12 protein-coding genes are annotated in these 12,545 nt (G+C 72.5%); 4 read left to right on the top strand and 8 right to left on the bottom strand.

The window, feature by feature from the left end; translation table 11 throughout:
* Positions 1-329 precede the first annotated feature (329 nt).
* Positions 330-983 carry a response regulator transcription factor gene (locus AB0I15_RS48975; RefSeq protein ID WP_358113022.1) on the top strand — a complete coding sequence of 218 codons (654 nt, stop codon included), beginning with the start codon at positions 330-332 and terminating at the stop codon, positions 981-983.
* Positions 984-999: 16 nt separating this feature from the next.
* On the opposite strand, the gene AB0I15_RS48980 is transcribed toward AB0I15_RS48975, so the two are convergent.
* The 3 genes from AB0I15_RS48980 to AB0I15_RS48990 form a co-directional block, all read right to left on the bottom strand.
* Positions 1,000-4,590 carry a hypothetical protein gene (locus AB0I15_RS48980; RefSeq protein WP_358113025.1) on the bottom strand — a complete coding sequence of 1,197 codons (3,591 nt, stop codon included), beginning with the start codon at positions 4,588-4,590 and terminating at the stop codon, positions 1,000-1,002.
* Positions 4,591-4,830: 240 nt separating this feature from the next.
* Positions 4,831-5,202 (bottom strand): peptidase inhibitor family I36 protein, encoded by a 372-nt coding sequence (locus tag AB0I15_RS48985; RefSeq protein ID WP_358113027.1) that lies wholly within the window; start codon positions 5,200-5,202, stop codon positions 4,831-4,833.
* A 65-nt stretch (positions 5,203-5,267) separates the two neighbouring features.
* The gene (locus AB0I15_RS48990; protein WP_358113029.1) at positions 5,268-6,167 is read right to left on the bottom strand and encodes a hypothetical protein; all 900 of its coding nucleotides are present in this window, start codon (positions 6,165-6,167) and stop codon (positions 5,268-5,270) included.
* Positions 6,168-6,615: 448 nt separating this feature from the next.
* Between AB0I15_RS48990 and AB0I15_RS48995 the strand changes: the two genes are divergently transcribed.
* The 3 genes from AB0I15_RS48995 (at position 6,616) to AB0I15_RS49005 (ending at position 8,679) form a co-directional block, all read left to right on the top strand.
* On the top strand, positions 6,616-7,146 hold the full coding sequence (locus AB0I15_RS48995) for a PadR family transcriptional regulator (protein ID WP_358113031.1): 531 nt from the start codon (positions 6,616-6,618) through the stop codon (positions 7,144-7,146).
* A 97-nt stretch (positions 7,147-7,243) separates the two neighbouring features.
* Positions 7,244-8,254: an alpha/beta fold hydrolase gene (locus AB0I15_RS49000; RefSeq protein WP_358113033.1), complete on the top strand. Its 1,011-nt coding sequence runs from the start codon at positions 7,244-7,246 to the stop codon at positions 8,252-8,254.
* Entirely contained in the window at positions 8,251-8,679 is a 429-nt protein-coding gene (locus AB0I15_RS49005) for a nitroreductase family deazaflavin-dependent oxidoreductase (RefSeq protein WP_358113035.1), read from the top strand. Before AB0I15_RS49000 ends, AB0I15_RS49005 begins: the two co-directional genes overlap by 4 nt.
* A 41-nt stretch (positions 8,680-8,720) precedes the next feature.
* Here the strand turns inward: AB0I15_RS49005 and AB0I15_RS49010 are convergent, their stop codons facing one another.
* Genes AB0I15_RS49010 through AB0I15_RS49030 form a run of 5 tightly spaced genes read right to left on the bottom strand, consistent with a single transcriptional unit; the run spans position 8,721 to position 12,493 of the window.
* Positions 8,721-9,239, bottom strand: coding sequence for a DUF1707 domain-containing protein (locus AB0I15_RS49010; protein WP_358113037.1), 519 nt, complete (start codon positions 9,237-9,239; stop codon positions 8,721-8,723).
* A complete protein-coding gene (locus AB0I15_RS49015) occupies positions 9,236-10,039 on the bottom strand; it encodes an ABC transporter permease (protein ID WP_358113039.1) in 804 nt (267 codons plus the stop codon). Before AB0I15_RS49015 ends, AB0I15_RS49010 begins: the two co-directional genes overlap by 4 nt.
* Positions 10,036-11,001: an ATP-binding cassette domain-containing protein gene (locus tag AB0I15_RS49020; RefSeq protein ID WP_358113041.1), complete on the bottom strand. Its 966-nt coding sequence runs from the start codon at positions 10,999-11,001 to the stop codon at positions 10,036-10,038. The genes AB0I15_RS49015 and AB0I15_RS49020 overlap by 4 nt, the downstream gene beginning before the upstream one ends.
* 17 nt (positions 11,002-11,018) lie before the next feature.
* Complete coding sequence (locus AB0I15_RS49025) at positions 11,019-11,951, bottom strand: DUF4097 family beta strand repeat-containing protein (protein WP_358113043.1); 933 nt, start codon at positions 11,949-11,951, stop codon at positions 11,019-11,021.
* A 5-nt stretch (positions 11,952-11,956) separates the two neighbouring features.
* A complete protein-coding gene (locus tag AB0I15_RS49030) occupies positions 11,957-12,493 on the bottom strand; it encodes a toxin-antitoxin system HicB family antitoxin (RefSeq protein ID WP_358113045.1) in 537 nt (178 codons plus the stop codon).
* Between the last annotated feature and the right edge of the window lie 52 nt (positions 12,494-12,545).

Raw genomic sequence — 12,545 nt, forward strand, 5'->3', positions numbered from 1 at the left:
CGCCTACCTGCGGCGCAGGATCCGGGTCCGCCTCGGCAACCGCCAGCTCGCCGGCCTCGGCCGCCCGGTGGCCGCCACCGTCCGGTGGAGCCCGGCGCCCCGCCGTTCGGCGGCCAGGTCCGGCCCACTGGCCGGTGTTGCGGGCAGGGCCTTCGTAGCAGGCTGAACGCATCGGGCCGACGACGGGCCCGAGCCCGGGAGGACGCCCGCGGGCCACCGGCATCGGTCATGTGCCCGGCCGTCGCGGTCCGCCGGTTCCGCCGGCAATAGACTCGGCGCGGAGAGAGGGATGTGAGCAGGGTGGTCGTGAAGCCGGCAGGGAGCCACCGATGACCGAGCCCCCGATCCGGTTGCTGATCGCGGACGATCATCCCGTCGTCAGAGACGGGCTGACCAGCATGTTCGCCGCCGCGCCGGGATTCGAGGTGGTGGGCGAGGCCGCCGACGGCGCCACGGCCGTGCGGCTCGCCGAGGAGCTGCGGCCCGACGTGGTCCTGATGGACCTGCGCATGCCGGGCATGGACGGGCTGACCGCGATCACCGAGCTGACCAGGCGCGGCGTCACGGCGCGCGTGCTGGTGCTGACCACCTACGACACCGACGCCCACGTCCTGCCGGCGATCGAGGCGGGCGCGACCGGCTATCTGCTCAAGGACTCACCCCGGGAGGAGCTGCTGCGCGGTGCGCGGGCCGCGGCCAGGGGAGAGACAGCGCTCTCTCCCTCGGTGGCCGCCTGGCTGATGAACCGGGTCAGGACGCCCGCGCCGCAACTGCTCAGCCAGCGGGAGCTCGAGGTGCTCGAACACGTGGCGGCCGGCAACACCAACCGTGAGGTGGCCGCCCGGCTGTTCATCACCGAGGCCACGGTCAAGAGTCACCTGCTGAACATCTACGCCAAGCTCGGCGTCAGAGACCGCGCCGCCGCCGTGGCGGAGGCGTTCAACCAGCGCCTGCTCACCCCCGAATCGCCGGAGTCACCCTAGCGGCCGTGCGGGTTCCTCATCGTGGAGACGCGGTGGGAGTGGCGAGACGGGAGTCGGCCTCGCCGAGGACGCGCTCGATCGGGGCGCAGGCGTCGCAGGTCCACAGGCGTACGGTGCCGTCCCCGTGCGCGGTGGCCAGCCGTACGGCGGTGTCCCCCAGAGCGGTGGGCGGGCGGAAGGTGATGGCCTCCACGCTGGCGGCGAACCCGCTGACGGCCAGGGGAGTGCCCGGCCTGCCGTCGTGCCAGATGCGTACCGTGTCGTCGTGCCCTCCCGCGGCCACCCAGCGGCCGTCCGGGGCCAAGGCCGCCTGCCAGACCGCCCCCTGGTGCCCGCGGAGCACGACAGGGGCGCCGCCGCGGGCGGGGATGTCCCATAAGCGGACGGTGGCGTCGGTGCCCACGCTGACCAGGCGCCGCCCGTCCGCGCTGAACCGCACCTCCCACACCATGCCCTCGTGCCCGCGCAGCACCGTCGGCGGGCCGAACGAGGCCGTGTCGTACAGGCGGACGAGGCCGTCCAGCCCGGCCGTGGCCACGAGGCGGCCGTCGGGGCTGTAGGCGACGTACCGGAGCATCTCGGGGCTGACCTCGATCACCCGAGGCTCGCCCGCCTCGTCGACCGGCCAGACGCGCAGGGTTCCGTCGTTGCTGACGCTGGCCACGTGGCGTCCGTCGGGGCTGAAGGCCACGGCGCCGACCGGCTGGGTGTGCCCGCTCAGCACCCGGGGTTTGGCCGCGCCGGTGAGGTCCCACAGGCGTACGGTGCTGTCGCCGCTCCCGGTGGCCAGCAGCCGGCCGCCGGGGCCGAAGGACACGCCGTACACCCCGCCCTTGTGGCCGCTCAGCACGCGGGGCTCGGCCGTGCCGGTGGTGTCCCACAGGCGGACGGTGGCGTCGTCGCCGGCGCTGGCGATCATCGTCCCGTCGGGCGACAGGCACAGGTTCCACACCGCGCCGCGGTGGCCGTGCAGGATGACGGGCTCGCCCATGACCATGGCGTCCCAGACGCGGATGGTGCCGTCGTCGCCGACGCTGACCAGGCGGCGTCCGTCCGCGCTGAACTCCGCGTTCCACACCACCCGGTCGTGGCCGCGCAGCACCAGCGGATCCCCGCCGCCGGCGGGGTTGAAGACGCGGATCGAGCCGTCGTCGCCCGCGGTGGCCAGGCGGTGCCCGTCGCGGCTGAACGCCACCCCCTCCACGCTGCCCTCGTGCCCGCGCAGCACGACCGGCTCGGCGCCACGCTTGCCCATCGTCCAGACCCTGATGGTGCCGCCGACGTCAGGGGTGGCCAGCAGGGTCCCGTCGGGGCTGAACGCCATGCGCTTGACCGCGTCCGTGTGCCCACGGAGCACGACGGGGTCCGCCCGGCTCCTGAGGTCCCAGACCCGGACCAGGGTGTCGCCGCCGCCCGAGGCCACGTACCGCCCGTCGGGGCTGACGGCCAGGCCCGACGCCGCGCCCTCGTGGGCCTTCATGACGATCGGGTCCGCGCGGCCGGTCAGGTCCCACACCCGTACGCTGCCGTCGTCGCCCGAGGAGACCACGCGCCGCCCGTCGGGCCCGAACACCACGTTCCAGACCGGGCCCTTGTGCCCGCGGAGCACGACCGGGTCCGCGCCGCCCGCCAGGTCCCACACCCGTACGGTGCCGTCCAGGCCGGCGGTCGCCAGCCGGCGGCCGTCCCGGCTGAAGGAGGGGCTCCACACCTCGCCCTTGTGCCCGCGCAGTTCGACCGGCGGCTGCGCGGACAGGTGGTCGCCCTGCCAGGCCCACACTCGTACGAGCCCGTCGACCGTGGTGACGGCGACCCGGTCACCGCCGGGGGCGAAGGCGACGCCGAGCGTACGCCGGAACCCCGGCAGCGTGACCAGCAGCCGATCCTCGATCAGCGCCTGCCGCAGGGCCGTCTCGGCCTCCACCGTCGGCCACATCCCGTAGGCCTGCCTGGCCAGGCGCAGCCCGCGCCCGGGGCTGAGCGGCAGCTCGCCCTGGGCCTCGGCGGCGAGCTGGCGGGAGACGGCGGTGTCCCGCTGGTCGGCGGCCTCGCGGGCCTGCGTCCCGGCGATGCCGGCCAGCACGCTGACCACGAGCACCACCGCGAGCAGCGCGCCCACCAGCAGCCGGGCCAGCCGGCGGCGCCGGGCCCTGGCGATGGTCTGGCTGCGGCGGGAGGCGTCGAGGAAGGCCTGCTCCAGGAGGTTCAGCCGGTCGGCGGAACGTCCGTCCCAGCCCGACAGCCGCACCCCCCGATACAGGAACGCCTCGTCCCTGCCGTGCTGGTCCCACTCGGTGGCGGCCTCGGTCAGCCGGCGGTGGACGAGCAGCAGTTCGCGGTTCTCATTCAGCCAGCCGCTCAGCCGGGGCCAGCCGTGGATCAGCGCCTCGTGCGCGATCGTCACGCTCTCCTCGTCGGCCGTCACCAGGCGGGCGGCGATGAGCCGGTCGAGCACCTCGGCGGCCGTGTCGTCCCCGGTCAGCTCGGCGCGCGGGGCCCGGCGGCGGGCGTCGTCCGTGCCGTCGCCCGGGGTGATCAGGCGCAGGAAGAGGTGCTGGACCAGCTCGCGTTCGCGCGGGGCCAGAGCGCCGTAGACGCTCTCGGCCGTCTGCGCGATCGCGCCGCTCACCCCGCCCGTCGCGCGATAGCCGGCGACCGTGAGCGCGTTGCCGCGCCGGCGGCGCCAGGTCTCCAGGAGCGCGTGCGAGACCAGCGGCAGCCCTCCCGGCTGCCCCCTCGCCTCGTCCACGACCAGTTCCACCAGCTCCGCGCTCACCTGTACGCCCATGCGCCTGGCCGGCACCTTGACCACGTCGCGCAGGTCGTCGTCGTCCATCGGCCCGACGAGTAACTGGCCGTTCTGCAGCACGGTCACGAGCTGGGCGTATCCGGCGCACCGGGCGTAGAAGTCCGCGCGCACCCCCACGACGACCCGGGACGAGGGCTCGCCGGCGACGGACTCCAGCGCGGTGATGAACGCCCTGCGCTCTGCCTCGTCCGGGCACAGCGTGAAGATCTCCTCGAACTGGTCGACCACGACCAGGATGGGGGAGACCGTCCCGGCCACCTGACGGACGACGCCGGCCGCGTTGCGCGGATCCGCGCGTACGAGGCCGAGCACGGCGTCCGCGCCCAGGCCCGCCGTGTCGGCGAGGCGGCCGGCCAGCGCCCGCAGCGGTTGTTCGCCGGGCGTGAGGAAGGCCACCGGCCAGTCGGCGCTCCCCTCCACGGCCTCGGCGCCCAGGGCGGGGAGCAGGCCCGCGCGCAGCAGCGACGACTTGCCCGAGCCCGAAGGGCCCACGACGACCAGGAAAGAGGCTTCGAGCAGTCGTTCGCACAGCGTCGTCACCAGCCGCTCGCGTCCGGCGAACAGCCGCGCGTCCTGCGGCTGGAAGGTGCGCAGCCCGAGATAGGGCGCCTTGCCGTCCTCCGCCGCCGGATCCAGGCCCTGCAGTTGCTCGTTGAGCAGGCGCCAGCGCTCCTCCCACTGTTCCGGCTCCCCGCCGCAGGCGCGCACATAGGCGAGGGTGACCGCGAGGGTCGGGACCATGGTGCCGCTGGCCGCCTCGGCGAGCGCGGTGACCGAGAAATGCGCCCGCCGCGCCAATTGGCGATAACTCGGTGTGCCGGCTTTGGCGCGCAGTTCCCTGAGCTCGGAAGCGAACTGGTGTAATGGGCCGCTGCTCGGGTCAAGCTTCCGCTCGGGTCGCCCCATAAAGCACATGATATCCCGCAACGGTCAAGGGCCATCGTGGGCACCATTACGAACACGGTCTTTGTCACGGCGATATCGCGGGCGCGTACGGCTTTCGGCCGTACGCGCCCGCGATCACTTCCGCCGCTCCGATCAGTGGCAGCTCGTCAAGCTGAACCGGAAGGAGCTGTACCTGTTGTCATAGACGGCGTTGTAGGTCCGCCCGTCGCTCCATACGGTCTGGCTGTCGCCCCGCCAGAAGGAATCGGTGTAGAAGATGGGGTCGCAGCCCGAGGTGGCGCTGATCGAGGAGATCCGATCGTTGACCCCGGAGCCGTCCTGGAAGCGGTTGTTGCTGAAGTTGTTGTCGGCGGTGGTGAAACCGGCCACGGTGCCGCCTCCGCCGCGCCCCTCGTAGACGCACACCTGGTCGGTGCACGCCGCGTTGGCGGACGAGGCCGTGCCCGCGATGAGGGCGCCGCCGGCGAGGATCCCGGCGACGAGCGCGCGCTTGATGAATACCATGATCATCCCTTCGTGGGGTGAAGCCGGGAGCGGTCGCCCCCGGACACTCGTGGGGCAGGCGGTGCTCAGCCGGTCGCGCGTACGCGGGTGGCCGCCGCGACCTGGGCCGCCACCGCCTTCCTGACCTGCTCCAGGCGGGCGGCGTGCTCGCCGATCGCCTCGCGCTGGTAGGCGGCCTCGACGTTCGCCCACACCCGCGCCAGGCCGGTGCTCTCCTTGCAGCGCACGTCCGCGACGGCCGTGGCCCGCTCGCGCCGGGTGGGCTCCGCGCTCGCGAACCGGGGGTCGTTGTTGGCGTCGGACGGGGTCCGGTAGTGGTGGCCGGCGTCCTTCATGCACGCGGACCACGCGGCGAAGACCTGCCGGACGCGCTCGTCGGCCTGCGACCGGTTCCAGGTCAGGCCACGCAGATTCTGGACGAACTGCAGGTCGGGGGCGGGCCCCGCCGGGTTCAGGGCGTCGGCGGCCGCGCCCCGGCAGCCGCCCACCGGGACCTCCTTGCCGCCCAGCAGGTACGGCCCCCGCCCCGTGGCCGCGGTGACGTGCTCCGCCGGCAGGCTCTCGCCCTCGGACCGCCCCGGCGCGTCGGGCTCCGGCTGGTGGTAGCCCCGCGTACGGGCCGCCGCGGCGTCGGTGAGCAGGTACCGATCGCGGTTCGGCTCCGTGGTGACCGGCGTCGGCCGTTCGCCGCCGGTCCTGATCCCCAGCCGGGACATGCAGCTCCGGTACAGGATCGTGGAGGCGTCGGCGATGATCCGCTGCTGGGCCGGAGAGGGGGTGAAGGCGTCGAGCGGGAGCGTGAAACCGGGAACCGCCGGGTCGACGCGTTCGATCCCGGCCGGCTCACCCGCGGTCGTACGCGCCGCCGGCTCCGGTGAGAGCGCGCAGCCGGTGAGCGCCACCGCCGTCACGGTGAGCAGGACCCGTGACATCGGCGCGGTCGACGGCCGTTTCTGCTGCCTCATGATGTTCCTCGTGAATCGACGGCATGGCGGAAAGCCTGCGAATCGCCGGACGAGGATGCCCCTTGCTGGTTATTCGGGCGTGCCGAAATCAAGGCCAGAGCCACAATTCGGCGCGCTCGTGTTGATCCACCCGTCGACGACGGAATTCGTCGCCGGCAGGGAATCCTCCCCCGGATCACAGCGAATTCATGGAGTTTCGCGGTGCTGCGTCCAATCCCTCGGCCGATTCCCCGGCGTCCCCCGTGGAGCGTTGGGAGCGGACGCCCATCAACGTAGGCGGGCCGCCGCGTCGTCCGACAGTGGCAGGACGCGCAGAACAAACAAGGGGACCCGCTGAACAAACAAGGGTTCGCGCCGCAGCGTGGACGTTCCCGGCCGGTGGCCCGTCTAGCCTGGGTCAGGGCGTGCGGTCACCCGGTGGGGCCGCGTTCGGCGAGTGAGGGAGACGATGTCGGCGACGCGACTGCTGGTCCTCGGCGTGGTACGTCGGCTCGGCCTGGCACACGGCTATCTGGTCGGCGCCGAGCTGGAGTCGTGGGAGGCCGGGCAATGGGCCGGCCTCAGGTCGGGATCGATCTACCACGCACTGCGTCAACTGGCCAAGGACGGCCTGCTGGACACGACCGAGGTGCACGAGTGGCCCGGCCGCGTCGACTACGCAATCAACGACAAGGGTGAGGCGGAGTTCCTGCGGCTGCTCAGGTCCGCGTTGAGCGTGCCCGACCGGCGTCCGGAGGTGTTCGGCGCGGCCCTCGCGTTCCTGTCGGCGCTGCCGAAGGAGGAGACGATCGCGCTGCTCAAGGAGCGGTCGCGCGCCCTGGAGGACGAGGAGGCGCGGATCGTGACCGCGGCGCGGGAGGGCACGCGTCCGGAGCACCTGGCGGGGCTGTTCGACCTGCACGCGAAGCAGGCGGCGGGCGACGCGGCATGGACGCGCGGCCTGATCGTACGGCTGGAGCGGGGTGAGCCGCCGGCCTGAGCGGTCCGGCGCCGGTTTGACGGTGAGCGCGCGCATGCCTCATAGTTCGATAACCAAATTTGGTTAACCAAATTTGGTTACCCTCCGAAGGAGCTCCATGCGCGTCCCCACCGCAACAGCGGCACTCCTCCTCACCCTCACCCTGGCCCCACCGGCGGCCAACGCCGCCACCACCACCTGCGAGCCCATTCGCGCCGACGTGGCGATGACCTCCGGCGGCCCCGCCGACCAGCGGGTGGCCGGCACCCTGTGCCTGCCACGCGGCCGCGCCGCCACGGTCCAGTTGCTCATCCCCGGCGGCTTCTACGGCCAGGCGTACTGGCAGATGCGCGGCGACCGGCGGCGGCCCTCCTACGTCGAGACGATGACCATGGCCGGCTACGCCACCCTGGCCATCGACCGGCTCGGCACCGGCGCGAGCACCCACCCGCCCAGCACCCGCTTCACGCAGGACACCCACCAGATCGTCGTGCGCCGGCTCATCGACCGACTGCGCACGGGCCGCATCGGCGGCCATCGCTTCGCCAAGGTCGTCCTGGTCGGCCACTCGCTGGGCTCCACCCTGGCCCGCACGATCGCCGCCGCCCACCCGGCCGAGGTCGACGGCGTCATCCTCACCGGCGAGTCGAGCGCGCCCGACCAGAGCGCCTTCGAGAAGATGGGCGCGCAGATCCACCGCGCCGCCGACGATCCGCGCTTCGCCGGGCAGGGACTCGACGACGGCTACCTCACCACCCGCCCCGGCATGCGGGCCACCTGGTTCTACCACCGGCCCAACACGGCGCCCCACGCCATCGCCGCCGACGAGGCCGCCAAGACCACCGACGTCTTCCCGCCGGGCGACTCCTACACCCCGCCCTCCATCAACAAGAACATCCAGGTGCCGGTGCTGATCGTCAACGGCGAACACGACCGGCTGCTCCTCCCGGCCCGCTCCTCCGCCGCGCTGCGCGCCCAGGAGGCCCCGTTCTACGGCCCCCGTGCCAAACTGGAGGCCATGGTCGTTCCTGACACCGGGCATGTGCTCAACCTGCACCGCACCGCGTCCACCTGGTTCTCCAAGGTCCGCGACTGGGCCGACCGTCGCGTGGGCGGGGCCGCCCGATGAGCTCCGAGCCCCTCGACAGCCCGACCGGGTGGGTGGCCGACCACGTCAGGAAATACGTCGAGACCGACGGCGCCCGCGGTCACGTCTTCCATGGCGCGCCCACCCTGCTGATCACCACCACCGGCCGCCGCTCAGGGCTGCCCCGCCGGACCGCGCTCATCTACGGCCGCGACGACGAGCGCTATCTGGTGGTCGCCTCCAACGGAGGCGCCGACGACCATCCGCTCTGGTTCCACAACCTGCTCGCCCAGCCGCGGGTGCGGATTCAGGTCGGCGCCGACGTGTTCGACGCGGTGGCCCGACCGGCGACCGGGGATGAGCGGCCCCGCCTGTGGGAGATCATGGCGGAGCTCTGGCCGAACTACACGGGCTACCAGCGCAAGGCGGCCAGGGAGATCCCGGTCGTGGTCATCGAACGCTCCTGATCCGGGCCCTGCGTCACCTGCGCTGCGTGACCAGCCCCGCGTCACCTGCGCGCGGTGCGGATGGTCAGGCGGCCGTAGGGGAGCTCGCCGGTGATCTGGACGTGGAGCCGGCCCGGACGCGGGGTGCCCGCCACCTTGGAGCGCACGCTGCCCCATTCGGTGCGCACCCCGTCGGCGTTCGCGCTCGCGCCGGCGGGCAGGATGATCGTGGCGCCGCCGTACGTGAGCCGGAGCTCGATGTCGACCCGTGCATGCCGGACGAGGGCCCGGGACAGGTCGAGCCGCACCCTGCCGTACTCGGAGTCGATGCGCAGGTGGCGCGGCACCTGCCAGTCGCCCGCCCGGACGATCTGCCCGCCGGTGGACCCGAGCCGGACCGTCTCGTCCGGCAGGTCGCCGACGATGGGCCGCAACTCCTGGAAGGAGGTGGCGGTGAGCGCCAGTTCGAGGCGCTGCTCCAGCTCGGCCGGGGTGAGCCGGCCGTCCGCGTACGCCTGCTGGACCAGCTCCACCGCCGTGTCACGATCCTGGTCGGAGACGTGCGCCGTGGCGCGGTTCATCGGCTGACGGCTCTCTTGTACAGCCGCGTGGCCAGCGGCACGAACACGATCAGGATCACGATCGACCACGCGAACGACACCGGCACCGCGTGCCGCAGCGGCCAGGCGGTGGGCGCGGGAATGGCCGGGCTGATGTTCCCGAACAGCTCGCGCGCGGCCTGGACGAGCGTGGAGACCGGGTTCCATTCGGCGATCGGCCTCAGCGCCCCGGGCAGGCGTGCGCTGTCGACGAAGGCGTTGGACAGGAAGGTCAGCGGGAACGACACGATGGTGGCCACGTTGTTGAAGGTCTCAGGCGTGCGCAGGGCCAGCGCGACCGTCGCCGTCACCCAGGAGAAGGCGTAGGAGAACAGCAGCAGCATCACGAATCCCAGCGCGGCCTCAAGCGGCGAGGTGTGGACCCGCCACCCGACGATCAGTCCGACGAGCGCCATCGTGGTCACGCTGGTCACGTTCATGATCACGTCGCTGACGGTCTGGCCGGTCAGCACCGCCGAGGGGGACATCGGCAGCGTGCGGAACCGGTCGAAGATGCCCTTCTGCAGGTCCTGCGTCAGCGTGTAGCCGGTGATCTGCGCGCTCATGACGATCGTCATGACGAAGATCCCGGGGAGCAGGTATTCGCCGTACGACATGCCGGGCAGGTCGATCATGCTGCCGAAGATGTAGGTGAAGAGCAGCACGAACACGATCGGCAGCATGATGACGCCGCCCAGCAGGTCGGGGGCTCGCCGGATCTTCAACGCGTTGCGCTTGGCGATCGTCACGCCGTCGGCGACGGCCATCTGCAGGGTGTTCATCGGACGGTCTCCTTGGTCTTCTCGTCGGCCTGGTGTCCCGTGAGGGTCAGGAACACGTCGTCCAGGGTCGGCCGGCGCAGCCCGGCATCGCGTACGACGATCCGCTCGGCGGCCAGGTGGCCGAGCGCCTGGGTCAGGGCGGCGACGCCGCCGGCGACCGGGATCGTCACCTGGAGGGTGGCGGCGTCGCTCTGCGGCTCGCCCACGGCCAGCGGCGCCAGCGTCCGCGTGGCGGTCGCCAGGTCGGCCAGGTTCGTCACCGACAGTTCGATCCGGTCGCCGCCGACCTGGGCCTTGAGTTCGTCGGCGGTGCCGAGCGCGATCACGTGGCCGTGGTCGACCACCGCGATGCGGTCGGCGAGCCGGTCGGCCTCCTCCATGTACTGGGTGGTGAGCAGCACCGTCGTGCCGCCCGTGACGAGCTCGGAGATGACGTCCCACAGGCCCGCCCGGGCCCGCGGGTCCAGGCCCGTGGTGGGCTCGTCGAGGAACAGCACCGGCGGGTTGGCGACCAGGGCGCCGGCCAGGTCGAGCCGCCGCCGCATGCCGCCCGAGTAACCCTGCACCGGCCGGTCGGCCGCGTCCGTCAGGTCGAAGCGGTCGAGCAGTTCGCGGGCGCGCTGTCGGCTGCGCTTGACGCCCAGGTGGTAGAGACGGCCGACCATCTCCAGGTTCTCGGCGCCCGTGAGGTGGTCGTCGACGGCGGCGTACTGGCCCGAGGCGCCGATGTGGGCGCGCAGCGCCTGCGCGTCGCGTACGACGTCGAACCCGGCCACCGTGGCCCGCCCGGCGTCCGGCTTCAGTAACGTGGTCAAGATCCGTACGGTGGTGGTCTTGCCGGCGCCGTTCGGGCCGAGCAGCCCGAACACCGTCCCCTCGGGAACGGTCAGATCCATTCCGTCGAGGGCGGTCACGTTGCCGTACGTCTTGACCAGACCCTCGGCCACTATCGCGTCAGGCATGACAATCTCCTTCGTCGTCAGGAATGGTGGATGGCGATGTCGCCGTAGGTGGTGTGCGCCCGCACCTCGACGACCTGGTCGGACGGGCCGGGGCCGTCGCTGGGGGCCAGCGAGACGTCCACGGTTCCGTACGTCGAGCTCACGTCCAGCCACGCGGCGGTGCCCTCGCGGATCCCGAGCTCCAGCCCGCCGCCGGTGGTCTCCATGACGACCGAGCCGGACACGATCTCGCCGATCCGCACGCTGCCGTACGCGGTCTTGGCGGCCACGCCGTCCAGGGCGCGGTCGACGGTGCTGTCGCCGTGGGCGGAGTTCAGCCGCAGCTCGCCGGTGATCTCGCGCAGGCGGATCTCTCCGTGGGAGTTCCTGATCACCGCCGTGCCGTCGATCTCGCCGATGCGGATGCTGCCGTGGGTCGTCGTGACGTCGGCGTGCCCGGACGACCGGGTCACCGAGATGTCGCCGTGCGTCGTCTTCAGCCGCAGCCGGCCGGCCTGTTCCACCCGGATGTCGCCGTACGAGGTGGTGAACGTCACCTCGCCGACCGGCCCCCGGCAGCGCAGGCCCGCCGCGCTCTTGGCGTCCACGTGGGAGCCCGCCGGCAGGTCGATCGTCACGTCGATCGAGCCGTCGCCGTGCAGCAGCGAGCGGGCCCAGCTCGTGGGGGACTCCACGAGTTTGTCGAGCGAGAGGCCCCAGCCGGACGTCGACCCGGCCCAGTCCTTGTCCGTCCGCACCAGGAGACGGCCGTCGGTGTACTCGATCTCGGTGTGCTGGGCGGCCTGCACGTCGGCGTCGTTGTGCGCGTCGCTCGGGCGGACCTCGACGACGGTGTCGGCGCGGTCGCTCGCGTTGATCCGGATGGTGGCGGTCGCCGTGTCGATGGTGACGAGAATGGGTTCGGGGGTGTCGAAGGCCGGCATCGCGGTCCCCTTGTCGTAGGTTTGCATGGTCGTCAGCGCACCCAGCCGCTGTAGCGCTTGCCGCTCTGCTGAGCCGGGCCCCGGCCGGCGGACCGGCCCGCCTGGCCGGGGTCGAGCGCGGCGGAGACGGCGCGGACCAGCCAGGCGTTGACCGACAGCCCGTCCCGGGCGGCCGCCTCTTCGATGCGCGGCTTGAGCTGCTCGGGGACCCGGAGCGAGATCCGGGACGTGCCGCCCTCTTCGGTGTCCGGTTGCGGCGGTGGCGGGGCGGGTGGCGGGGCGGACGGCCGGCCTCTTTCGCCTTCGTCCTCGAACGACCCGCCGGGCGTCGATGGCGTCACGACGAAGCCGGGGTCGCGGCCGCGCAGGCGCACCTCGACCGAGCCCGGCGCGAGATCGCGGGTGATTTCGTCCGCGGCGGCGGACAGGGCCTCCAGCAGCGCGAGGCGGGTGGCCGACTCGAGCGTCGCGGCGAGCCGCTCGGCCAGCGCGCGAGCCTCCTCGCCGCCGGCCGCGGCGGCGATCGCCAGTTCGCGGCGGAGGTGATCGACGTACGGAGCAAGGTCCATGGCGTCACTATGACATCATGATGGCGTCAACTCAACCCATAGTCGTGAATGG

It is taken from the genome of Nonomuraea sp. NPDC050643 (assembly GCF_040654715.1).
GTDB lineage: Bacteria > Actinomycetota > Actinomycetes > Streptosporangiales > Streptosporangiaceae > Nonomuraea.

What these genes read in the sequence shown, in the direction of transcription:
- AB0I15_RS48975 (WP_358113022.1), top strand. Translation starts at nt 330, where the DNA reads ATGACCGAGCCCCCGATCCGGTTGCTGATCGCGGACGATCATCCCGTC.
- AB0I15_RS48985 (WP_358113027.1), bottom strand. Translation starts at nt 5,202, where the DNA reads ATGGTATTCATCAAGCGCGCGCTCGTCGCCGGGATCCTCGCCGGCGGC.
- AB0I15_RS48990 (WP_358113029.1), bottom strand. Translation starts at nt 6,167, where the DNA reads ATGAGGCAGCAGAAACGGCCGTCGACCGCGCCGATGTCACGGGTCCTG.
- AB0I15_RS48995 (WP_358113031.1), top strand. Translation starts at nt 6,616, where the DNA reads ATGTCGGCGACGCGACTGCTGGTCCTCGGCGTGGTACGTCGGCTCGGC.
- AB0I15_RS49000 (WP_358113033.1), top strand. Translation starts at nt 7,244, where the DNA reads ATGCGCGTCCCCACCGCAACAGCGGCACTCCTCCTCACCCTCACCCTG.
- AB0I15_RS49005 (WP_358113035.1), top strand. Translation starts at nt 8,251, where the DNA reads ATGAGCTCCGAGCCCCTCGACAGCCCGACCGGGTGGGTGGCCGACCAC.
- AB0I15_RS49010 (WP_358113037.1), bottom strand. Translation starts at nt 9,239, where the DNA reads ATGAACCGCGCCACGGCGCACGTCTCCGACCAGGATCGTGACACGGCG.
- AB0I15_RS49015 (WP_358113039.1), bottom strand. Translation starts at nt 10,039, where the DNA reads ATGAACACCCTGCAGATGGCCGTCGCCGACGGCGTGACGATCGCCAAG.
- AB0I15_RS49020 (WP_358113041.1), bottom strand. Translation starts at nt 11,001, where the DNA reads ATGCCTGACGCGATAGTGGCCGAGGGTCTGGTCAAGACGTACGGCAAC.
- AB0I15_RS49025 (WP_358113043.1), bottom strand. Translation starts at nt 11,951, where the DNA reads ATGCAAACCTACGACAAGGGGACCGCGATGCCGGCCTTCGACACCCCC.
- AB0I15_RS49030 (WP_358113045.1), bottom strand. Translation starts at nt 12,493, where the DNA reads ATGGACCTTGCTCCGTACGTCGATCACCTCCGCCGCGAACTGGCGATC.